The 15864-nt window shown below is 34.1% G+C and carries 13 protein-coding genes and 2 pseudogenes; 12 read left to right on the top strand and 3 right to left on the bottom strand.

The features are described from left to right. The first annotated feature begins 35 nt into the window (after positions 1-35). From K8P03_RS11270 to K8P03_RS04310, 12 genes and pseudogenes are all read left to right on the top strand, one after another. The gene (locus tag K8P03_RS11270; protein ID WP_311486848.1) at positions 36-314 is read left to right on the top strand and encodes a family 1 glycosylhydrolase; all 279 of its coding nucleotides are present in this window, start codon (positions 36-38) and stop codon (positions 312-314) included. Further along, a complete protein-coding gene (locus K8P03_RS04360) occupies positions 311-1459 on the top strand; it encodes a 6-phospho-beta-glucosidase (protein WP_311486849.1) in 1149 nt (382 codons plus the stop codon). The genes K8P03_RS11270 and K8P03_RS04360 overlap by 4 nt, the downstream gene beginning before the upstream one ends. A gap of 79 nt (positions 1460-1538) precedes the next feature. Further along, a pseudogene (locus K8P03_RS04355) lies at positions 1539-1982 on the top strand (transposase). Between the two features lie 222 nt (positions 1983-2204). Further along, the gene (locus K8P03_RS11300) at positions 2205-2750 is read left to right on the top strand and encodes a transposase (protein WP_396020903.1); all 546 of its coding nucleotides are present in this window, start codon (positions 2205-2207) and stop codon (positions 2748-2750) included. An 18-nt stretch (positions 2751-2768) separates the two neighbouring features. After that, a pseudogene (locus K8P03_RS11295) lies at positions 2769-2894 on the top strand (transposase); the annotation flags it as partial. 267 nt (positions 2895-3161) lie between these two features. After that, on the top strand, positions 3162-3581 hold the full coding sequence (locus K8P03_RS04340; protein WP_223418644.1) for a PTS sugar transporter subunit IIA: 420 nt from the start codon (positions 3162-3164) through the stop codon (positions 3579-3581). A gap of 1 nt (position 3582) precedes the next feature. Beyond that, positions 3583-3897: a PTS fructose transporter subunit IIB gene (locus tag K8P03_RS04335; RefSeq protein WP_223418641.1), complete on the top strand. Its 315-nt coding sequence runs from the start codon at positions 3583-3585 to the stop codon at positions 3895-3897. A 10-nt stretch (positions 3898-3907) separates the two neighbouring features. Continuing rightward, a complete protein-coding gene (locus K8P03_RS04330; protein WP_223418639.1) occupies positions 3908-5143 on the top strand; it encodes a PTS fructose transporter subunit IIC in 1236 nt (411 codons plus the stop codon). Next, entirely contained in the window at positions 5136-7703 is a 2568-nt protein-coding gene (locus K8P03_RS04325) for a glycoside hydrolase family 38 N-terminal domain-containing protein (RefSeq protein ID WP_223418637.1), read from the top strand. Before K8P03_RS04330 ends, K8P03_RS04325 begins: the two co-directional genes overlap by 8 nt. Before the next feature lie 9 nt (positions 7704-7712). Further along, positions 7713-9506: a BglG family transcription antiterminator gene (locus K8P03_RS04320; RefSeq protein WP_223418635.1), complete on the top strand. Its 1794-nt coding sequence runs from the start codon at positions 7713-7715 to the stop codon at positions 9504-9506. A 102-nt stretch (positions 9507-9608) separates the two neighbouring features. Continuing rightward, positions 9609-10514 (top strand): alpha/beta hydrolase, encoded by a 906-nt coding sequence (locus K8P03_RS04315; protein WP_223418633.1) that lies wholly within the window; start codon positions 9609-9611, stop codon positions 10512-10514. 78 nt (positions 10515-10592) lie between these two features. Then, the gene (locus K8P03_RS04310) at positions 10593-12065 is read left to right on the top strand and encodes a hypothetical protein (protein WP_223418629.1); all 1473 of its coding nucleotides are present in this window, start codon (positions 10593-10595) and stop codon (positions 12063-12065) included. 102 nt (positions 12066-12167) lie between these two features. On the opposite strand, the gene K8P03_RS04305 is transcribed toward K8P03_RS04310, so the two are convergent. From K8P03_RS04305 to K8P03_RS04295, 3 genes are read right to left on the bottom strand one after another with little or no spacing between them, the layout of a single operon-like run. Then, positions 12168-13022 (bottom strand): amidohydrolase family protein, encoded by an 855-nt coding sequence (locus K8P03_RS04305; RefSeq protein WP_223418627.1) that lies wholly within the window; start codon positions 13020-13022, stop codon positions 12168-12170. After that, positions 13019-14404, bottom strand: coding sequence for an MFS transporter (locus K8P03_RS04300; RefSeq protein ID WP_223418624.1), 1386 nt, complete (start codon positions 14402-14404; stop codon positions 13019-13021). Before K8P03_RS04300 ends, K8P03_RS04305 begins: the two co-directional genes overlap by 4 nt. 14 nt (positions 14405-14418) lie before the next feature. Further along, entirely contained in the window at positions 14419-15813 is a 1395-nt protein-coding gene (locus K8P03_RS04295) for an alpha/beta hydrolase domain-containing protein (protein WP_223418621.1), read from the bottom strand. Between the last annotated feature and the right edge of the window lie 51 nt (positions 15814-15864).

The raw sequence follows: 15864 nt of genomic DNA, 5'->3' as shown, positions 1-15864 counted from the left end.
CAAGGTTTATTTTTTGAGAAAAGAAAGGAAAATTAATGACTTTTAGAAAAGATTTCCTTTGGGGCGGCGCAACAGCCGCCAACCAATGTGAAGGTGCTTATGATGTAGATGGAAGGGGTCTTGCCAATGTGGATCTTTGTCCTGTTGGCGAAGACAGGCTTGCTGTGATCACAGGCAGACAAAAAATGCTCGATTTTGACGATGACCACTTCTACCCTGCCAAGCATTCAATAGATATGTATCACAGGTACAAGGAAGATATCAAATTGTTTGCTGAGATGGGTTTTGGGGTTTATAGATTTTCTATTGCTTGACAAGGATTTACCCTCTAGGTGATGAGGATACTCCAAACGAAGCAGGCTTAAAATTCTACGAAGACCTCATTTATGAGTGTATAAAATACGATATCGAACCACTTATTACCCTAGTTCACTTTGATTTTCCAATGCATCTAGCAACAGAATATGGTGGCTGGAGAAATAGAGAAACTATCGAATTTTATGCAAAATTTGTCAGAACCGTCATGGAAAGATTTAAGGGCAAGGTAAAATACTACCTAAACTTCAATGAAATGAACGTTTTGATGGCTGCTCCATTTATGGGTGCTGGCCTATACTTTGAAGAAGGCGAAAACATCAAGGAAATCCAATACCTAGCTGCTCACCACGAGCTTGTTGCATCAGCAAGGGCAAAACAAATCGCCAAAGAAGTTGACCCAGATATTATGATGGGCTGTATGCTTGCAGCAGGTAAGTATTATCCAGCAACTTGCAAACCAGAAGACGTCCTAGCTGCCCAAGAAGAAGATAGGAACAACTACTTCTTTGTAGATGTCCAATCAAGAGGCTACTACCCATCATATATGGTTAAGAAACTTGAAAAAGAGGGCATCATGCCAGAAGTGACCGAAGAAGATGAAAAACTCCTTAGAGAAAATACAATTGACTTCATTTCCTTCTCTTACTACACAACAAGGACCATAAGCGGAGATAAGGGACAAGGACTTGACGAAGCTAACCTTCTCGCAACTGTATATAACCCATACCTAGGCAAGACTGAATGGGGCTGGCAAATTGACCCACTTGGCTTTAGGATAACAATAAATGATATTTATGACAGGTACCAAAAACCACTTTTCGTTGTAGAAAATGGTCTAGGGGCCATTGATAAACCAGATGAAAATGGTTATGTAGAAGATAATTACAGGATAGACTACCTTAGAGATCACATCAAGGCTATGAGAGACGCTGTTGAACTAGATGGTGCAGACATCATTGGTTATACAACTTGGGGCCCAATCGACCTAGTATCTGCTGGTACAGGTGAAATGAGTAAGAGATATGGTTTCATATATGTAGACCGTGATGATTACGGCAATGGAAGTCTAAAAAGATCCAAGAAAAAATCTTTTGACTGGTACAAGAAAGTAATCGCATCAAACGGAGAAGATTTAGATTAAAAAAAGGGGCTTCGGCTCCTTTAGACTGTAGACAAAGTAGATGAAAGGCACAACTCCATCTACTTTTTCTATGCGATAAATGCTTAAATCTAGCCGTTTTTTTGGCATAAACATACCAAGAATGGAGAAACTGACGCTACATAAAAACGAAAAGAATAATACTGATCAAATTCAAATTGTATCAGTAGAACAACTAGTTACAAAAGAGCACATATTAAGAAAAATAGATAAATACATAAACTCTAACTTCATATACGACCTAGTAGAAGAAAAATACTCACAAACAGCAGGTAGATCAAGTATAGACCCAGTAGTATTAATAAAACTACTAATTCTACAATACTTCTTCAACATAAATAGCATGAGGCAAATAATAAGATAAGTAGAAGTAAACTTAGCCTATCGATGGTTCTTAGGCCTAGACTTCTACGATAAAGTCCCACACTTTTCAACCTTCGGAAAAACTATGAAAGAAGATTCAAAAACACCGACATATTCAATCAAATATTCGAAAACATCCTAACCCAAGCACTGGCCCATGGATTTGTAGACACAAAAATACAATTTGTAGACTCAACCCATGTAAAAGCCCACGCCAACAGACATAAAAACCAAAAAGTAAAAATAAAGAAAAAAGTAAAATCATATCAAAGAAAACTAGAAAAAGAAGTAAATGAAGATAGAAACAACAATGGCAAATATGACTTTGATTACCCAGAAGGTGAAATACTAGAAGAAAAAAGAAATCATCCAATCAACAACAGATTCAGTAAGTGGACTATTCCATAAAGGAAATCACAAAGAAGCATACGCCTACTCAATACAAACATCATGTGATAAAAATGGATGGATATTAGGATACAAAGCCTACCCAGCAAACCTACACGACTCCACAACCTTCCCATCATTCTTCAATGAAAAATTAGAAAAATACCAACCAGAAAAAATAGTAATTGATGCAGGATACAAAATACCATCGATAGCAAAAGAACTAGTAGATAAAGGAATAATGCCGGTATTACCATACATAAAACCAAAAGGAAGAAGAAACGATAAAGAATCATTCTATCCAAAACAATACAAATATGACCAAACAAACGACTGCTACATATATTCAGAAAACAAAATACTCCTCTACTCAACAACAAATAGAGAAGGCTACAGAATATATAAAAGCAAAAAGAGTTTATGTGAAAACTGTCCATCTTTAAGTAAGTGTACAAAGAGTAAAAGCAAAGTAAAAGTAATAATTAGACATATTCGGCAAGAATACATAGACTATTGCGAATAGTACAGATTAACCAAATCAGGAAAAACCGAATACAAGCAAAGAAAAGAAACAATAGAAAGACAATTCGGAAGTGCAAAAGAATACCATAGCTACAGATATACCAACATGATAGGCAGAGCTAAAATGAGTATGATACACCGCTAACATTTGCGTACCTAAATATGAAAAAATTAGCAAAATTACTAGATATATTAGAGGCAGATGGGGGGAAATCTCCCCATTTACAAAAATATTTACTCTATTATTTGAAAAATTTATATATTTTAGAATAAAGATAAAAAAAGCCCATGCGATATTTTATTAATTATGCATCCAATAATTAATAATTCGAAAATGTGCAAGTAATTGTGAAAAAATTTATGAATATTTCTTTACATTTTTGGTTATAATTCAATAAAGGAGATGATTGTTATGTATCGTGAAAACGCTATCTTTGATGTAGACCTCAAAAGTCAGGACGAGTGTTTTGATTTCTTGGTTGACCAAGCTTTTAAGACTGGTCTAATTTCTGATAAGAAGTCCATCAAAGATGAATTAGTTAAGAGAGAAGAGATCATGAGCACAGCCTTGCTCCCACCTTTTGCTATTCCCCATGCAAAAAGTAGCAATGTCTTGGAGACTTCCTTAATTTTTTTAAGACTTAAAGATGAAATTGATTGGGATGGCTCTATGGTTAAGGTTGTTATTGCTCTATTTAGCAAAGACGGAGATGTTCACATTTCTCTACTTGCTAATCTCAGCAGAAAACTTGTAGATGCAGAATTTAGAGATTTTTGCCTAAACGCATCTGAAGATGAAGTATTTGAGAAAATACAAGAATTAGGAGAATAATATGAAGAAATTTGTTGGTTTATGTGCTTGCACTATGGGTTTAGCTCATACATTTATGGCTGCGGAAGCTATACAAAAAGCTGCCGAAAAAAAAGGTTATGAATGCAAAATAGAAACCCAAGGATCTGATGGCATCCAAAATGAACTCACAGCTGAAGACCTAGCAGAAGCTGATATTATTTTATTATCAACAGCTATCACTCCTCAAAATATGGAGAGGTTTGAAGGTTATGAGGTTTATGAAGTAAGTTTGGCTGAAGCAATCAAAAATCCTGATGGTATCATCCAAGAAATAGAAGACGACTTAAATAGCTAGGAGGATTATTATGGCAATTACAAAAAGAAAAATCGGATCAGATAATATCAGTCCAAAAAATATTAATACCAACATGAAAACCTCAAATTCAAAATTTACCGAGGTACAAAAACACTTGATGACTGGTATTTCCTATATGATTCCTGTTTTAATCATGGGAGGACTTTTAGGTGCTATATCACAGCTTATTCCTTATGTATTTTTAAAAATAGATCCTTCAGTTTCAATTGTTGATGCTATGAATTCGGGTAATTTTACTGGAACTTCTCTTACAATGCTCAACTTAGCTGATGTATTGTCAAAATTTGGATTTACCCTATTTGGTTTTGCAATTCCAATTTTCGCTGCATTCACCGCTAACTCAATTGGTGGTAAGACCGCATTAATATGTGGTTTTATGGGTGGTATAGTTGCGAACAAGCCAATAGAACGACTAGTTTTAACCGAGGGAGTTTTTGAAGGAGCTACCCCTGCACCTTCTGGATTTTTAGGTGGTTTATTAATAGCTTTCATTATAGGTTACTTTATAAAGTTATTAAATGAAAAAATCAAAGTAAGTCACAATTGGATGGCTTTTAAAACAACATTCCTTATCCCATTAATTGGTATACTTACAACAATGATACTAATGCTATACGTTATAACTCCATTTGGTGCATTCTTAAATGGTCAAGTTAAAAACTTACTTGAATCTGCAGGAAAAAGTGGACAAATAGTTTACTCAATACTTCTATCTATATTTACAGCCTTTGACTTAGGTGGCGCTGTAAATAAAGCGGCAGGATTTGTTGCAACTGGATTTACAGTTGATAAAGTAATGCCTATTACAGCTAGAGTTATAGCAATCGTTACTCCTTCTATTGGTCTTGGCTTATCAACAATACTTGATAAATATATAGTAGGTAGAAGAGTTTATGATAGACAATTTAAAGAAGCTGGTAAAACTTCAATTTTCTTAGCATTCATGGGAATAAGTGAAGGTGCTATTCCATTTGCTCTTGAAAACCCAGCATTTACAGTTCCTCTTTACGTAATCGGTTCAGTAATTGGATCTCTATTTGCAGTTGTTACTGGAGCTGTTCAATGGTTCCCAGAATCAGCAATCTGGGCATGGCCTTTAGTATCAGGTATCCTACAATATGTCGGTGGTATATTAATCGGTTCCCTATTTATAGCCGTTATAAATATACTATACAGAAACAACCAAATTAAAAATGGTAAATTACCTGAGGTAAACTATGAATAAAGTAAATGTTATAGCTCATACCCATTGGGATAGAGAATGGTATTTTACATCTCAAAGGTCTGAGATTTATTCAACATTTGTTTTTGATGAAATTCTTGATTTTCTTGATGAAAATCAAGAATTTCATTCTTTTTTACTGGATGGACAAACATCTATAATAGATGATTACCTAAAATTCCGTCCCGAAAAAGAAGAATTAGTAAAAAAACTTGTTAAAGAAAAAAGACTAATTACAGGCCCTTGGTACACTCAAACTGATACCCTTGTAATTTCAGGAGAAAGTATATTAAGAAACCTTCTTTATGGTATAAAAGATTCTAGTAAATATGGTGGATATCAAAAAATCGGATACCTTCCTGATAGCTTTGGTATGAGTGCCCAATTACCAATGCTATTCAATCAGTTTAATTTAAAATATGCGGTTTTCAGGAGGGGAATTGCAGATCATCTTCTTAAAGACAGGGAGTTTATCTGGAAATCTAATAGTGGTGATAAAATAAAATCTTTTAACATCTATCACTATGGCGTAATGGCATATCCTCCAAACGATGCTAATGAAGAATATTTTAATGAATTAATTTCTAAACTTGAAAAATTTGGTAATAGAGAACCATATATCTTATTTAATGGAGAAGATCAAAAACCTGTAAGAAAAAATCTTCAAAAATTAAATGAAGCTTCAGGTATGGATATAAAAATCGCTTCATTAGAAGATTCTCTAGACGAATTATTTGAGGCTAACAAAGACAACTTGAAAGAATATTCCGGCGAATTTACCTTTGGGCAATTTTCTAGAACTCACAAGTCTATTTTCTCAACAAGAGCAGATCTTAAAAATAAAAATAACTTCTTAGAAAGACTCATTTCTCACAAACTAGAGCCACTTATGAGTTTAGCTTATAATTTAGGATTAAGGTATGAATCAGAAATCATCGAGAAAATTTGGAGACTTATGCTTGATAATTCTGCCCACGATTCAATAGGAATGTGCAATTCAGACCTTACAAATAAATTTATAGAAAATCGCTACGATATAGCTTATGACTATGCTTCTAACCTTATTGATTTAATCTGTAGGAGAATTGGTGATAGGATACAGCCAAAAGATTTCTCATTCCAAGCCTATAACCTTTCTCCAAATAAGAGGGATGACTTCATTAAGTTTGAAATCCTTGTACCTTTTGAAAATTTTGAAATTAAAAGAGATGGCAAGAATATAGACTATCTAATCTTATCTAGAGAAGATTTTACTGATGACCTTAAAAAATCTCAAAAAGAAATAGGAGTCAATAATGAAGAATCTTCAAATCTTAATAATTATAACAGATTAAATAAGTTTGAAGTTCTAATTTTCGATTCATTTCTTCCAATGGGTTATCAAACTTATGATATAATTGAATCTAAAGAGTTAAAGGAATGCGAAATAAAGAAAACTTCCTGCGATTATATAGAAAATGAATTCTATAAAATAGTATTAGAGGATAATGGCCATATCAAGGTGGTTGGAGATAGTAATATATCAGAAATTTATCTAGAAAATAACGGTGACGAAGGAGATTCTTACGATTATTCAAGTCCAAGCAAAGATTTGTATATAAACGAAGGTACTGTAGATAATGTTAGGGTTGAAAAGAACATTTTCTTTGAAAAATTATCTTTTAATCTCAAAAGAATCCTACCATCTAATCTCAAAGATAGAGAAAAAGGCATTTTGAATGCTAATTTAGTTTCTAAAATAGATATTACCTTATACAAAGGAAAGAAATTTATTGAAGTAAGCCAAGAAACTACAAACCAAATCCATGAGCACAGAGATAGGTTAGTAGTGGCAAGCAAGATTTCTTCTGACTATTCTTTATCTGACAATCAATTTTCTACAATAATAAGAGAAGTTGATTATAACAAATACTCTAATTGGAAAGATGAAAAATGGGATGAAAAGCCAAGAGGAATCGAGCCAATGATTTCTTTTGCTGGTTTAGATTCTGATAAGACTGTGCAAGTTGTAAGTGATGGTGTTAGGGAGTACGAAATCCTAGATCATTCAAAAATAGCTCTTACAACTTTTAGATCAATACCATATCTAGGAAAAGAAAATCTTAATGATAGACCTGGTCGTGCATCTGGTGTATATAAAAAAGAATTAGGTCACGAAATGATGAGCAAAACTATCAAAACAAATTTTTATATTAGAGATTGTGATAAAAACTACTACGACATGCACAAGTTTGCCCATGACGCACTAAACAAACCTTTTGCATATCAAGCCGGAGAAATCCTAGATAATACTAATAATTTTGTAATTCCTAAGGACCACAAAGCATTAGATAAGGATTATTCCTTATTAGAAGTCGAAGGTAATGTAATTTTCTCAACACTCAAAAAAGAAGAATATGGCGACAAATTATTGTTGAGATTGTACAATCCTAATATAGACAAGGAAGAAGAATATAAAATCAAAGGTAAAACTTACAACACTTTCTTGGCAGACGAGCTGACAGAACTAGAAAGAACCAATGTAATTAAAGCAAGCGACTTAGCAAATCTCAAACTTAACTAGGAGTTAATATTGAATCACAACGATGAAATCTTATTAGATTTTTTAAAAAAACAAAAATCATATATAAGCATAGATGAAATCTGTGATTCAACAAACTTGTCAAGAAGAACAATTTATAATTGCTTAGATAGGATAGAGGAACATTTTAGAAATAAGTCAATTTCATATAAAATTCACAAAAAGTATGGAGAAGGTATAAAGCTTGAAATGTTCACTAATAGTGAATATGACCAGACTCTAAACCTAATAATTATCGACCTACTAAATGATAATTTAAAAACTATATCGTCTATCATGTCCTCTTACTACCTATCTTATTACTCTGCAAACAAGTATTTGCTCGAAATAAAAAATATTTTTGCTTCCTATAAGATAGATTTGGATATCAGAGAAAAAATAGGAATTGTTATAGAAGATAAATTCTCAAATAAGTATGACTTGCTTAGAGATGTACTTATTAAGTCCCCTAATGATGAAACATTTGACAAACTATTTCAAAAGATACTGGATAAAATTGATATAGATAAGATAAATTCAATAATTTATGTTTTTTCTATAAAATATAATATCGATAAGAAAATTCACAGATTATTAAAGGCGCATATCTATTATATAATAAATAAAAACTTGGATAATTCGGAAAAGCTTAGGGATTCACACTATCAGCATTATGCAACAAGCATGTTCAACCTTATGAAGCTTCATTACATAGTGTTAAACAAAAATCAGATAGCTAACTACTTAATAGGAGTATTTAAGAAAATAGATTTAAGTTCTTATTTTATTTACGACGAAAAAATAATTATAAATGCTAATAATTTTATAAACCTTCTCAAAGACCATCTCTCCTACGCTAATAATAACTATTTATTCGATTCGAAAGAAAAAGAAGAATTAATCCGCAAACACCTTCTTCTAATGTTTTCGAGGATAAAAAAGGGAGAAAAAATAGATAACCCAGTTTACGATGATATCATAAAAAAACAAGCGTTTTATTTCAATGAAATTATGAATGTAGCTGAGGATTTCTACGATTTATATAATATCAACATCCCACTCTATGAAATTGCTTATATTGTTATATACATACTAAGTTTTGAGAAAGACAGTGTCCAAAAACAAAAAGCAGTTATCGTTTCAGATTTCAGAAGCGGACTTAACCAATATTTAAAAACAGTCTTAGAATCAAATCTTAACTGGATTGACTTTGAAAAAATTTTAACCTATAGAGAGTTTATAAACCAAGACTTTAACGACTATCTAGTATTTTCAACTATTGATCTAGGAGCAGTAGATTATTTTAAAATACCAATCAGCAATGATAATAGCTTTGATGTAAGAGATTTGAAAAAAGATGTATATATAGAGAATAAGTTCATAAATATCTTAAATAAGGATACCTCTAGTTTTAATTTAGATATTGATAACAAATATGATGTTCTAAAATATATTGCAGATGTACTTTTAGAAAAAGGTCTGGTTAATGAAAATTATTTTGAATCTCTTTTAAAAAGAGAAGAACTTGAGTCAACCGAGATTGGCAAGAAATTTGCTTTAGTCCACGGCAATCAGAAATATATAAAAAATAGTTCCCTATCATTCATTAAACTTAGAAAACCAATCAAATGGAAGGTAGACAAAGTTCAATATATTTTTGTTATAGCTGCTAGAGCTGATGATTATAGCAAATATTCTATGAAAGAATTTTTCAAAATAATAAATCTAGTATTAAATAATGGAGACTTAGAAGCAATTGATAATTATGAAGATCTTGTAAACTTATTTTTTAAATATATATTGTAGCCAACTCTTGGTCTCCTGAAGTATTAAAAATAATAATTATTATTCCCTTGAGCTCTCCAACGTATTTGTGGTACACTAAATTATAGAGTTTTTGGAGGGATTATGATTGAAAAAAATTCGGACCTGTATCCTAATTTGGGTCTTAGTGATATTATTGAAATGTTGAATAAAAATGACCGTAAGCGTCTGGCGAATGCTTCTTATTCTACTGATGGGGTCAAAATCCTTTCTGACCTTTCCTATAAGGATGATGGGGATTTGTACCATAATTTTGATATTTATTATGGCAATTCTTCCGGAAATCTCCTTCCTACTGTGGTTAATGTCCACGGTGGTGGGCTTGTTTATGGGACTAAGGAAATTTGCAAACAGGCTTGTGTTTATATGGCTAAGTTTGGTTTTAATGTTGCCAATATAAACTACAGGCTTTTGCCTGATGTGACTTTTAGGGACCAAATCAAGGATGTCCTTGACGGAATTGCCTATATTTACGACAATGCTTACAAATTAAATCTAAATCCCGAAAAAATTTTTCTGACTTCTGATTCGGCTGGTTCTTTTTTGACTCTGGGAGCTTATGCCCTTATGAAGGATGAAAATTTCAGGGAAATTTTTGACATCAAGGCTAAAGACATTGCAATTTCAGGAATGGCTTTGATTTCTCCTATGATAGGCCTTTTAAAATCTGGTTCTCTTTCTCTCATAAATGAACCTGCAAGACGCGGCCTAAATGAAAAGCAAATCCCTTTTACAGATGACATTTTAAAGGCTCTTACAGATACAATTTTGCTGCCAACCATCATTACAACTAGCGAGGAAGACTTTATCAGGGACCAGGCTCTGTCTATAAAAAATTTCCTAGATGATAAAAATATTAAAAATATCTTCCTAGATTTCAAAAAAACTGATTCCCATCCACTGGGTCACGGCTTTGCCATCACCCACCCTGACCTTGAAGAAAGTGGCCAGGTTTTCGGTGAAATTAAGGATCTTTTCAAAAAACTTTAAGAGACTTAGGTCTCTTTTTTTGTTGGAATCTTGATTTTGGGGGTAAAAATAGATTAAAGATAGGAAAGGATGGCGTTTATGGCTAATATTATTTCTACAAATAGGAAGCTAGAATTTCAAGATTTTAAGAGGTCAGAATTGGCAGAGAGGCTGGGCAGAATGGCTAGGATTTGCTCTGACCTTAATATTCCAATATTAATAATCGTTGACGGCTGGGAATCTTCGGGCAGGGGCTATGTGATCAAGGATTTGACTAGAGAATTTGCCGCCAAAAATTTTGACGTGGCTGCGCCTGACAAGGACGATGCTTGGGATGATTCCTATCCTTTCATCAGGAAATTTTGGGTAAATGTACCTAAAAAGGGCAATATAAAGATTTTTGACAGGTCTTTTTACTACAAACTTTTTGAAAATCTAAAGCTTTCCGATAAGGAAATCGAGGCTAGGATTTCTTCAATCAAAAATACAGAAAAGGCCCTTTTTGACGATCAAACAATTATCATCAAATTTTTCTTAAATGTCGATAAGGACGTGCAAAAGGCTAGAATTAAAGACCTTAAGGATTCTGTTAAAAAAGATTTTTATATAGACGGCCTTGATAAGGACCAAGAAAAAGACTATGAGGCCTATCAAAAACATTTCAAAAAACTACTAGAAGCCACAGATTTCCCTTATGCCCCTTGGGATATAATCGACTCCAACGACAGGAAAGCCGCCTCCAAAGAAGCCTTGGGAATAGCTATAGACAGGCTAAGCCAAGGCCTTGAAAGAGTAATTAGGCAGAGAAAAGAAAATGAAAATACCGAAAGAACCTATGTAAAGGAAAAATCAATTCTCAAAAACTTGGATCTTTCAAAGGAAATTTCCGAGGAAGACTACCAGAAAAAGAAAGATAAACTTCAAAAAGAAGTGGCTGAGTTGATGTATAAATATTATGAAAAGGGCATCAGCCAAGTCTTAGTCTTTGAAGGAGTGGACGCAGCTGGCAAGGACGGAGCCATCGAGAGGTTAATCAAGGACGTTGACCCAAGACTTTATACAGTCTACGGGATTTCCGCCCCATCCAAGGAGGAACTCGACAGAAATTATCTCTGGAGATTTTACACCAAACTTCCAAAAGACGGCTACGTTAGCATCTTCTCCCGCTCCTGGTACGGAAGGGTCATGGTCGAAAGGGTCGAAGGCTTCGCCAAAGTCAACGAATGGGACAGGGCCTACGGAGAAATTGCCAACATGGAAAAAGAAATCTACGACCACGGCAGCCTTATCATCAAATTTTTCGTAACAATTGATGAAGATAAACAGCTTAAACGCTTCAAAGACAGACAAAGAAACCCAGACAAACAATACAAAATCACCGACGAAGACTGGCGCAACCGCAAAAAATGGGACGCCTACACCGAAGCCATGGACGAAATGCTAGAAAGAACCAACCTAGCCTACGCCCCATGGATAATAGTGGGCTCAAACCAAAAGAAATACGCAAGAATAAAAGTGATGGAAGAATATATTAGGCTTGCCAAAGAACATTTAAAAATGTTAGAAAAATAGACCATAAAAAAGACGAGGTTATTTAGTTTCCTCGTCTTTTCTCTATATTGGAACTTCTGCAACAGCCCCTTTTTCTTTCCTAAGACTTCCATAAGTCCCTTATTATTCATTAATTTTAAAAACTCTTTCAAAATTTTTATAATAAATTTTTTCCAAATCTTCTTTATCTATTAATCCTTCTTGACCTAGCTTTTCAAGGTAAGAATCAAGTGGGAATTCTTGGTCCTTATTAAAGGTGTCTGTTCCAAAAAATAACCTGTCTGAAAATTCTTTGATAAAAGATATACCATAATCTTTATCTCTCATGATAGCATTAGCTCCACTGTTAGCAGATAAGTCTGCATAGAGATTTTGGTATTTTCTCATAAGCCCACCTATCCTACCTTCTTCAACTGGCCCTTTTGGATAAGAATCTCTGTAGGCTGGGTCTTTGTCGTCATACTTAGAAATCTCACACCAAAAGGCTTGAGAATGGCCTATAAAGATTAGATTTTCAAATCTTTTAAGGGCTTCTTCCAGGTAAGGCAGGCCTTTTAAATCATAAACTCCATAGTATTTGCCAATTTGTGGACTCATGTGAAATAAAACTGGCATTTTTAATTTTTCAGCCTCTTCTAAAACTTTGAAAATTTCAGGACTATTGAAGGCTTTGTTATAAACAAGTTCTCCTATGCCAATCGAGCCTAGATCCTTTTCTCTTTCTAGCTGTTTGTTAATATCTTGTTCAAAATCAACCATAGACATATAGTAGAATCTATCAGACTCTTGGCAAATTTGTCTAAGTTCATCATTTGATAGCAAATCCGATTTCTTAGCTGAGGAGGACATGAGAACAGATTTATCTATCCCCCTTTTCTCCATTGATTCTAGCATTTGGTCTTTGTTTATTAGTTCTTGGCCATTTATCGTGTGGCCAGGGTCCTTAGAAGTATGGACATGGATATCTATTTTTCTCATTCTGCCTCTCTTAAGGCTTTTGTAATCTCTTCAGAGTCTTCTCTGGTCAAATTCCAGATAAACTTCATTCCGATTATCTCTATTATAGAGGCAATTAAAGGTATAGATGTACCTAGGTACCTGATTGCGGATATAGTTTCTGGACTTTGAGTTTCAGCTGTAGCAATAAAACCTATGGCAGCAAGGGCAGCTGTTGCTCCGAAACTTGCAAGGGTTGAACCGATTTTTCTAGCAAAGGTGTAGATAGAATAAAGGGTTCCATCATTTCTAGAATTAAATTTATATTCGTGATAGTCGATAGCATCTGCAACAAAGGCCCAAACTACCATTATGAAGGTAACCTGACCAAGATTGGCTAGGGCGTTAAGGATGATGTAGGCCATTACATTTTCAAGTGGTTTTAAAAATATAAATAGAGATAGGGCAAAGTTCCATGTAAGCATGGCTAAAAGGAGATTTCTCTTTCCAAATTTCGCTTGCATCTTTGGCACTATGAAGAACATTGCAATTGTTACTGGTAATTGAACATACATGGCAACTGATTGCATCTTTGGTGCTTGGTAGAATTCCTTAAAGATAAAACCACCAAATTGAGAGTTTCCTGTTATATAAATTAATGATCCGATTGAAGCAAACATGATGCCGATCATCGCTCTATTTTTGAAGGCTTGGCCTATTACATCTTTGAATGAATAATCGCTTTTTCCATCACTTGCCTTGTGGGCTAGGTGGGCATATCTTTCTTGGGTTAGGGAACAAAGTATGTAGTAGAAAATTATACAACCTAGGGCTGCTATTATTGCTACTGTCATATAACCGTTTGGGTTAGGGTTCTTGTTGGCATCCCAAATAAACATTGGTATTATAGATAAAAATCCATATCCGATTGCCATTCCACCGATAGCTCTAGCTACAGATAGCTTTGATCTTTCTGTTGGGTCAAGAGTTACTACTGTAGCCATGGCTCCAAATGGCATGGATGTACCTGTATAGCTCATTCCATAAAGAATATAGGTAAAGGCTACCCAAATATGGGTTGCTGTTGTAGAAAATCCTAATCTTGTAACATCAAAAAATCCTAAAAGAATGGATATAGCTAGTGGCCACATGGCGATTTTAATAAAAGGTTTAAATTTATCTCCGCTCTTTCCGATAGAAAACCTATCTGGCAAAGATCCTATAATTGGGTCGTTGATTGCATCAAAAAGTCTAGCAAATAGGAATAGACCTGACATGAATTTCGGGTCTACCTTTAATACATAAGTACAAAATACTAGGAAGAAAGCATCCATGGTTAGGTTTACAAAGGAACCCGCCATATCTCCTGCTATATATCCTATCTGATCCTTTTTACTAAAAGGTCTAAATTCTCTTGTTTTCATAAGTTCTCCTCTTCTTACTCATTTACATTTTCTGCCCAGTCAATAGCTCTTTGTGCATCATTTTCTGTTAAAAGACCTTCCTTAACTTGGGCTTTGGCTACTTCTTTAAATTTTTCTAAATAATTTTCGAAGCTTCCATAAATTTCTTGCATTTTTTCCTTAGAGAAAAATTCCATCTTTCCATTTGTTGATCCAGGGAAGTCACAAGCTTGGTAAGATGCCTTTGGTACTATCAAATAAACAGACCTTAAACCTCCAAGCTGGTGTCCATATTCATCCTTCTTGTCAAAGTCGATTGAATCTATTATTTGTGGTGGATTTTTTCCTTGCGCCCATTCATGGAGCCTATCAAGCATGGCATTGATATAATAGTCAAACTTCAAATCATTTAACCTAAAATCATATTCATTATCTAAAATCCTTGGTGGGCACTTAGTTTTTTCAATCTCATCATTGGTTGGTACTAGAGGACTCGCTGCATCTGTGTGGGCTGCCCCTGTCATGTCGTAATACCTTCTCTTATTAGTAGGCGAATTTTCATTTTTTGTCTTTACCAAACCATCGCCCATTGCCCCAAATAAGTAGTAATCACATTCAGTATTAAAGGTAATTACTGGTACATCTATTTCTTCTTCACGGCTAGGTCTTATAGCAAAGTTTAGTTTTTCCTCAGGATCTTGTCTTAAGGCCCTTGTCAAGCCTCCAGAAGCTAAGGATAGGTAGCCATCATATACTTTCTCGTATCCTTGGTCCTTATAATAATTGTGCATAAAATTGATATAGGTGTTTAGATACATACCTGATTGGCTTTGGCCACTTAAATATAGATATTTTACATCTAAACCACCACAGAAACTTTGTGGATTATTCTTGGCTTCTCTTCCTAATTGATAGAGAATATCCCAAATAAGGCCGTCTTCACAACCATCTATGGACCCTGTCCTAGGATCTAAGACTGCTGGTTGAGGAGCAGGATTTTTTGATGGCATTGATAGGGACCTATACCTATCAAGGTCAAAATTTTTTAGGGATAGGATATTTGTAGGCTTGGATGTAACTCCTATATACATATGGTTATTTTCCATAATATGAAGATAAGATCTTCTCCACAAGTCCTCTATATCATAGTTATTAGAAGCATTCATTATATCTATGTAGCACCTGCCAGTAAATTCTTCTTTTGCAAGAGGTCTTCTTACTAAGATTCTGGTAGTGTAGGGAATGTTTTCCTGATATTTAAAAACCTTTTCTTTTTCTTCATCAAAGTCATATACATTAGCAAAATCCGAAATAAAATACTCTTCTTCTACAAAACCATAATCTTCTACATTTATCACTTTTCGTGCAAATTTCATAGACGAAAATGGATGAGAATTTTCTGTTACTTCTATCGGCCCTAAAACCTTCATTTTTTCCTCCTTAATTACATCGTTAGTTAAATAATAAACTTATACCTATAT

Source organism: Anaerococcus murdochii (assembly GCF_019957155.1).
GTDB lineage: Bacteria > Bacillota > Clostridia > Tissierellales > Peptoniphilaceae > Anaerococcus > Anaerococcus murdochii.
Note: the sequence above shows the minus strand (reverse complement) of the source record. Positions and strands in the feature narration are given on the sequence as shown.

Excerpts from the sequence above, each read along its gene's own strand:
- K8P03_RS04295 (WP_223418621.1), bottom strand. The coding sequence starts at position 15,813 with ATGAAGGTTTTAGGGCCGATAGAAGTAACAGAAAATTCTCATCCATTT.
- K8P03_RS04335 (WP_223418641.1), top strand. The coding sequence starts at position 3,583 with ATGAAGAAATTTGTTGGTTTATGTGCTTGCACTATGGGTTTAGCTCAT.
- K8P03_RS11270 (WP_311486848.1), top strand. The coding sequence starts at position 36 with ATGACTTTTAGAAAAGATTTCCTTTGGGGCGGCGCAACAGCCGCCAAC.
- K8P03_RS04310 (WP_223418629.1), top strand. The coding sequence starts at position 10,593 with ATGGCTAATATTATTTCTACAAATAGGAAGCTAGAATTTCAAGATTTT.
- K8P03_RS04315 (WP_223418633.1), top strand. The coding sequence starts at position 9,609 with ATGATTGAAAAAAATTCGGACCTGTATCCTAATTTGGGTCTTAGTGAT.
- K8P03_RS04340 (WP_223418644.1), top strand. The coding sequence starts at position 3,162 with ATGTATCGTGAAAACGCTATCTTTGATGTAGACCTCAAAAGTCAGGAC.
- K8P03_RS04325 (WP_223418637.1), top strand. The coding sequence starts at position 5,136 with ATGAATAAAGTAAATGTTATAGCTCATACCCATTGGGATAGAGAATGG.
- K8P03_RS04300 (WP_223418624.1), bottom strand. The coding sequence starts at position 14,404 with ATGAAAACAAGAGAATTTAGACCTTTTAGTAAAAAGGATCAGATAGGA.
- K8P03_RS04305 (WP_223418627.1), bottom strand. The coding sequence starts at position 13,022 with ATGAGAAAAATAGATATCCATGTCCATACTTCTAAGGACCCTGGCCAC.
- K8P03_RS04330 (WP_223418639.1), top strand. The coding sequence starts at position 3,908 with ATGGCAATTACAAAAAGAAAAATCGGATCAGATAATATCAGTCCAAAA.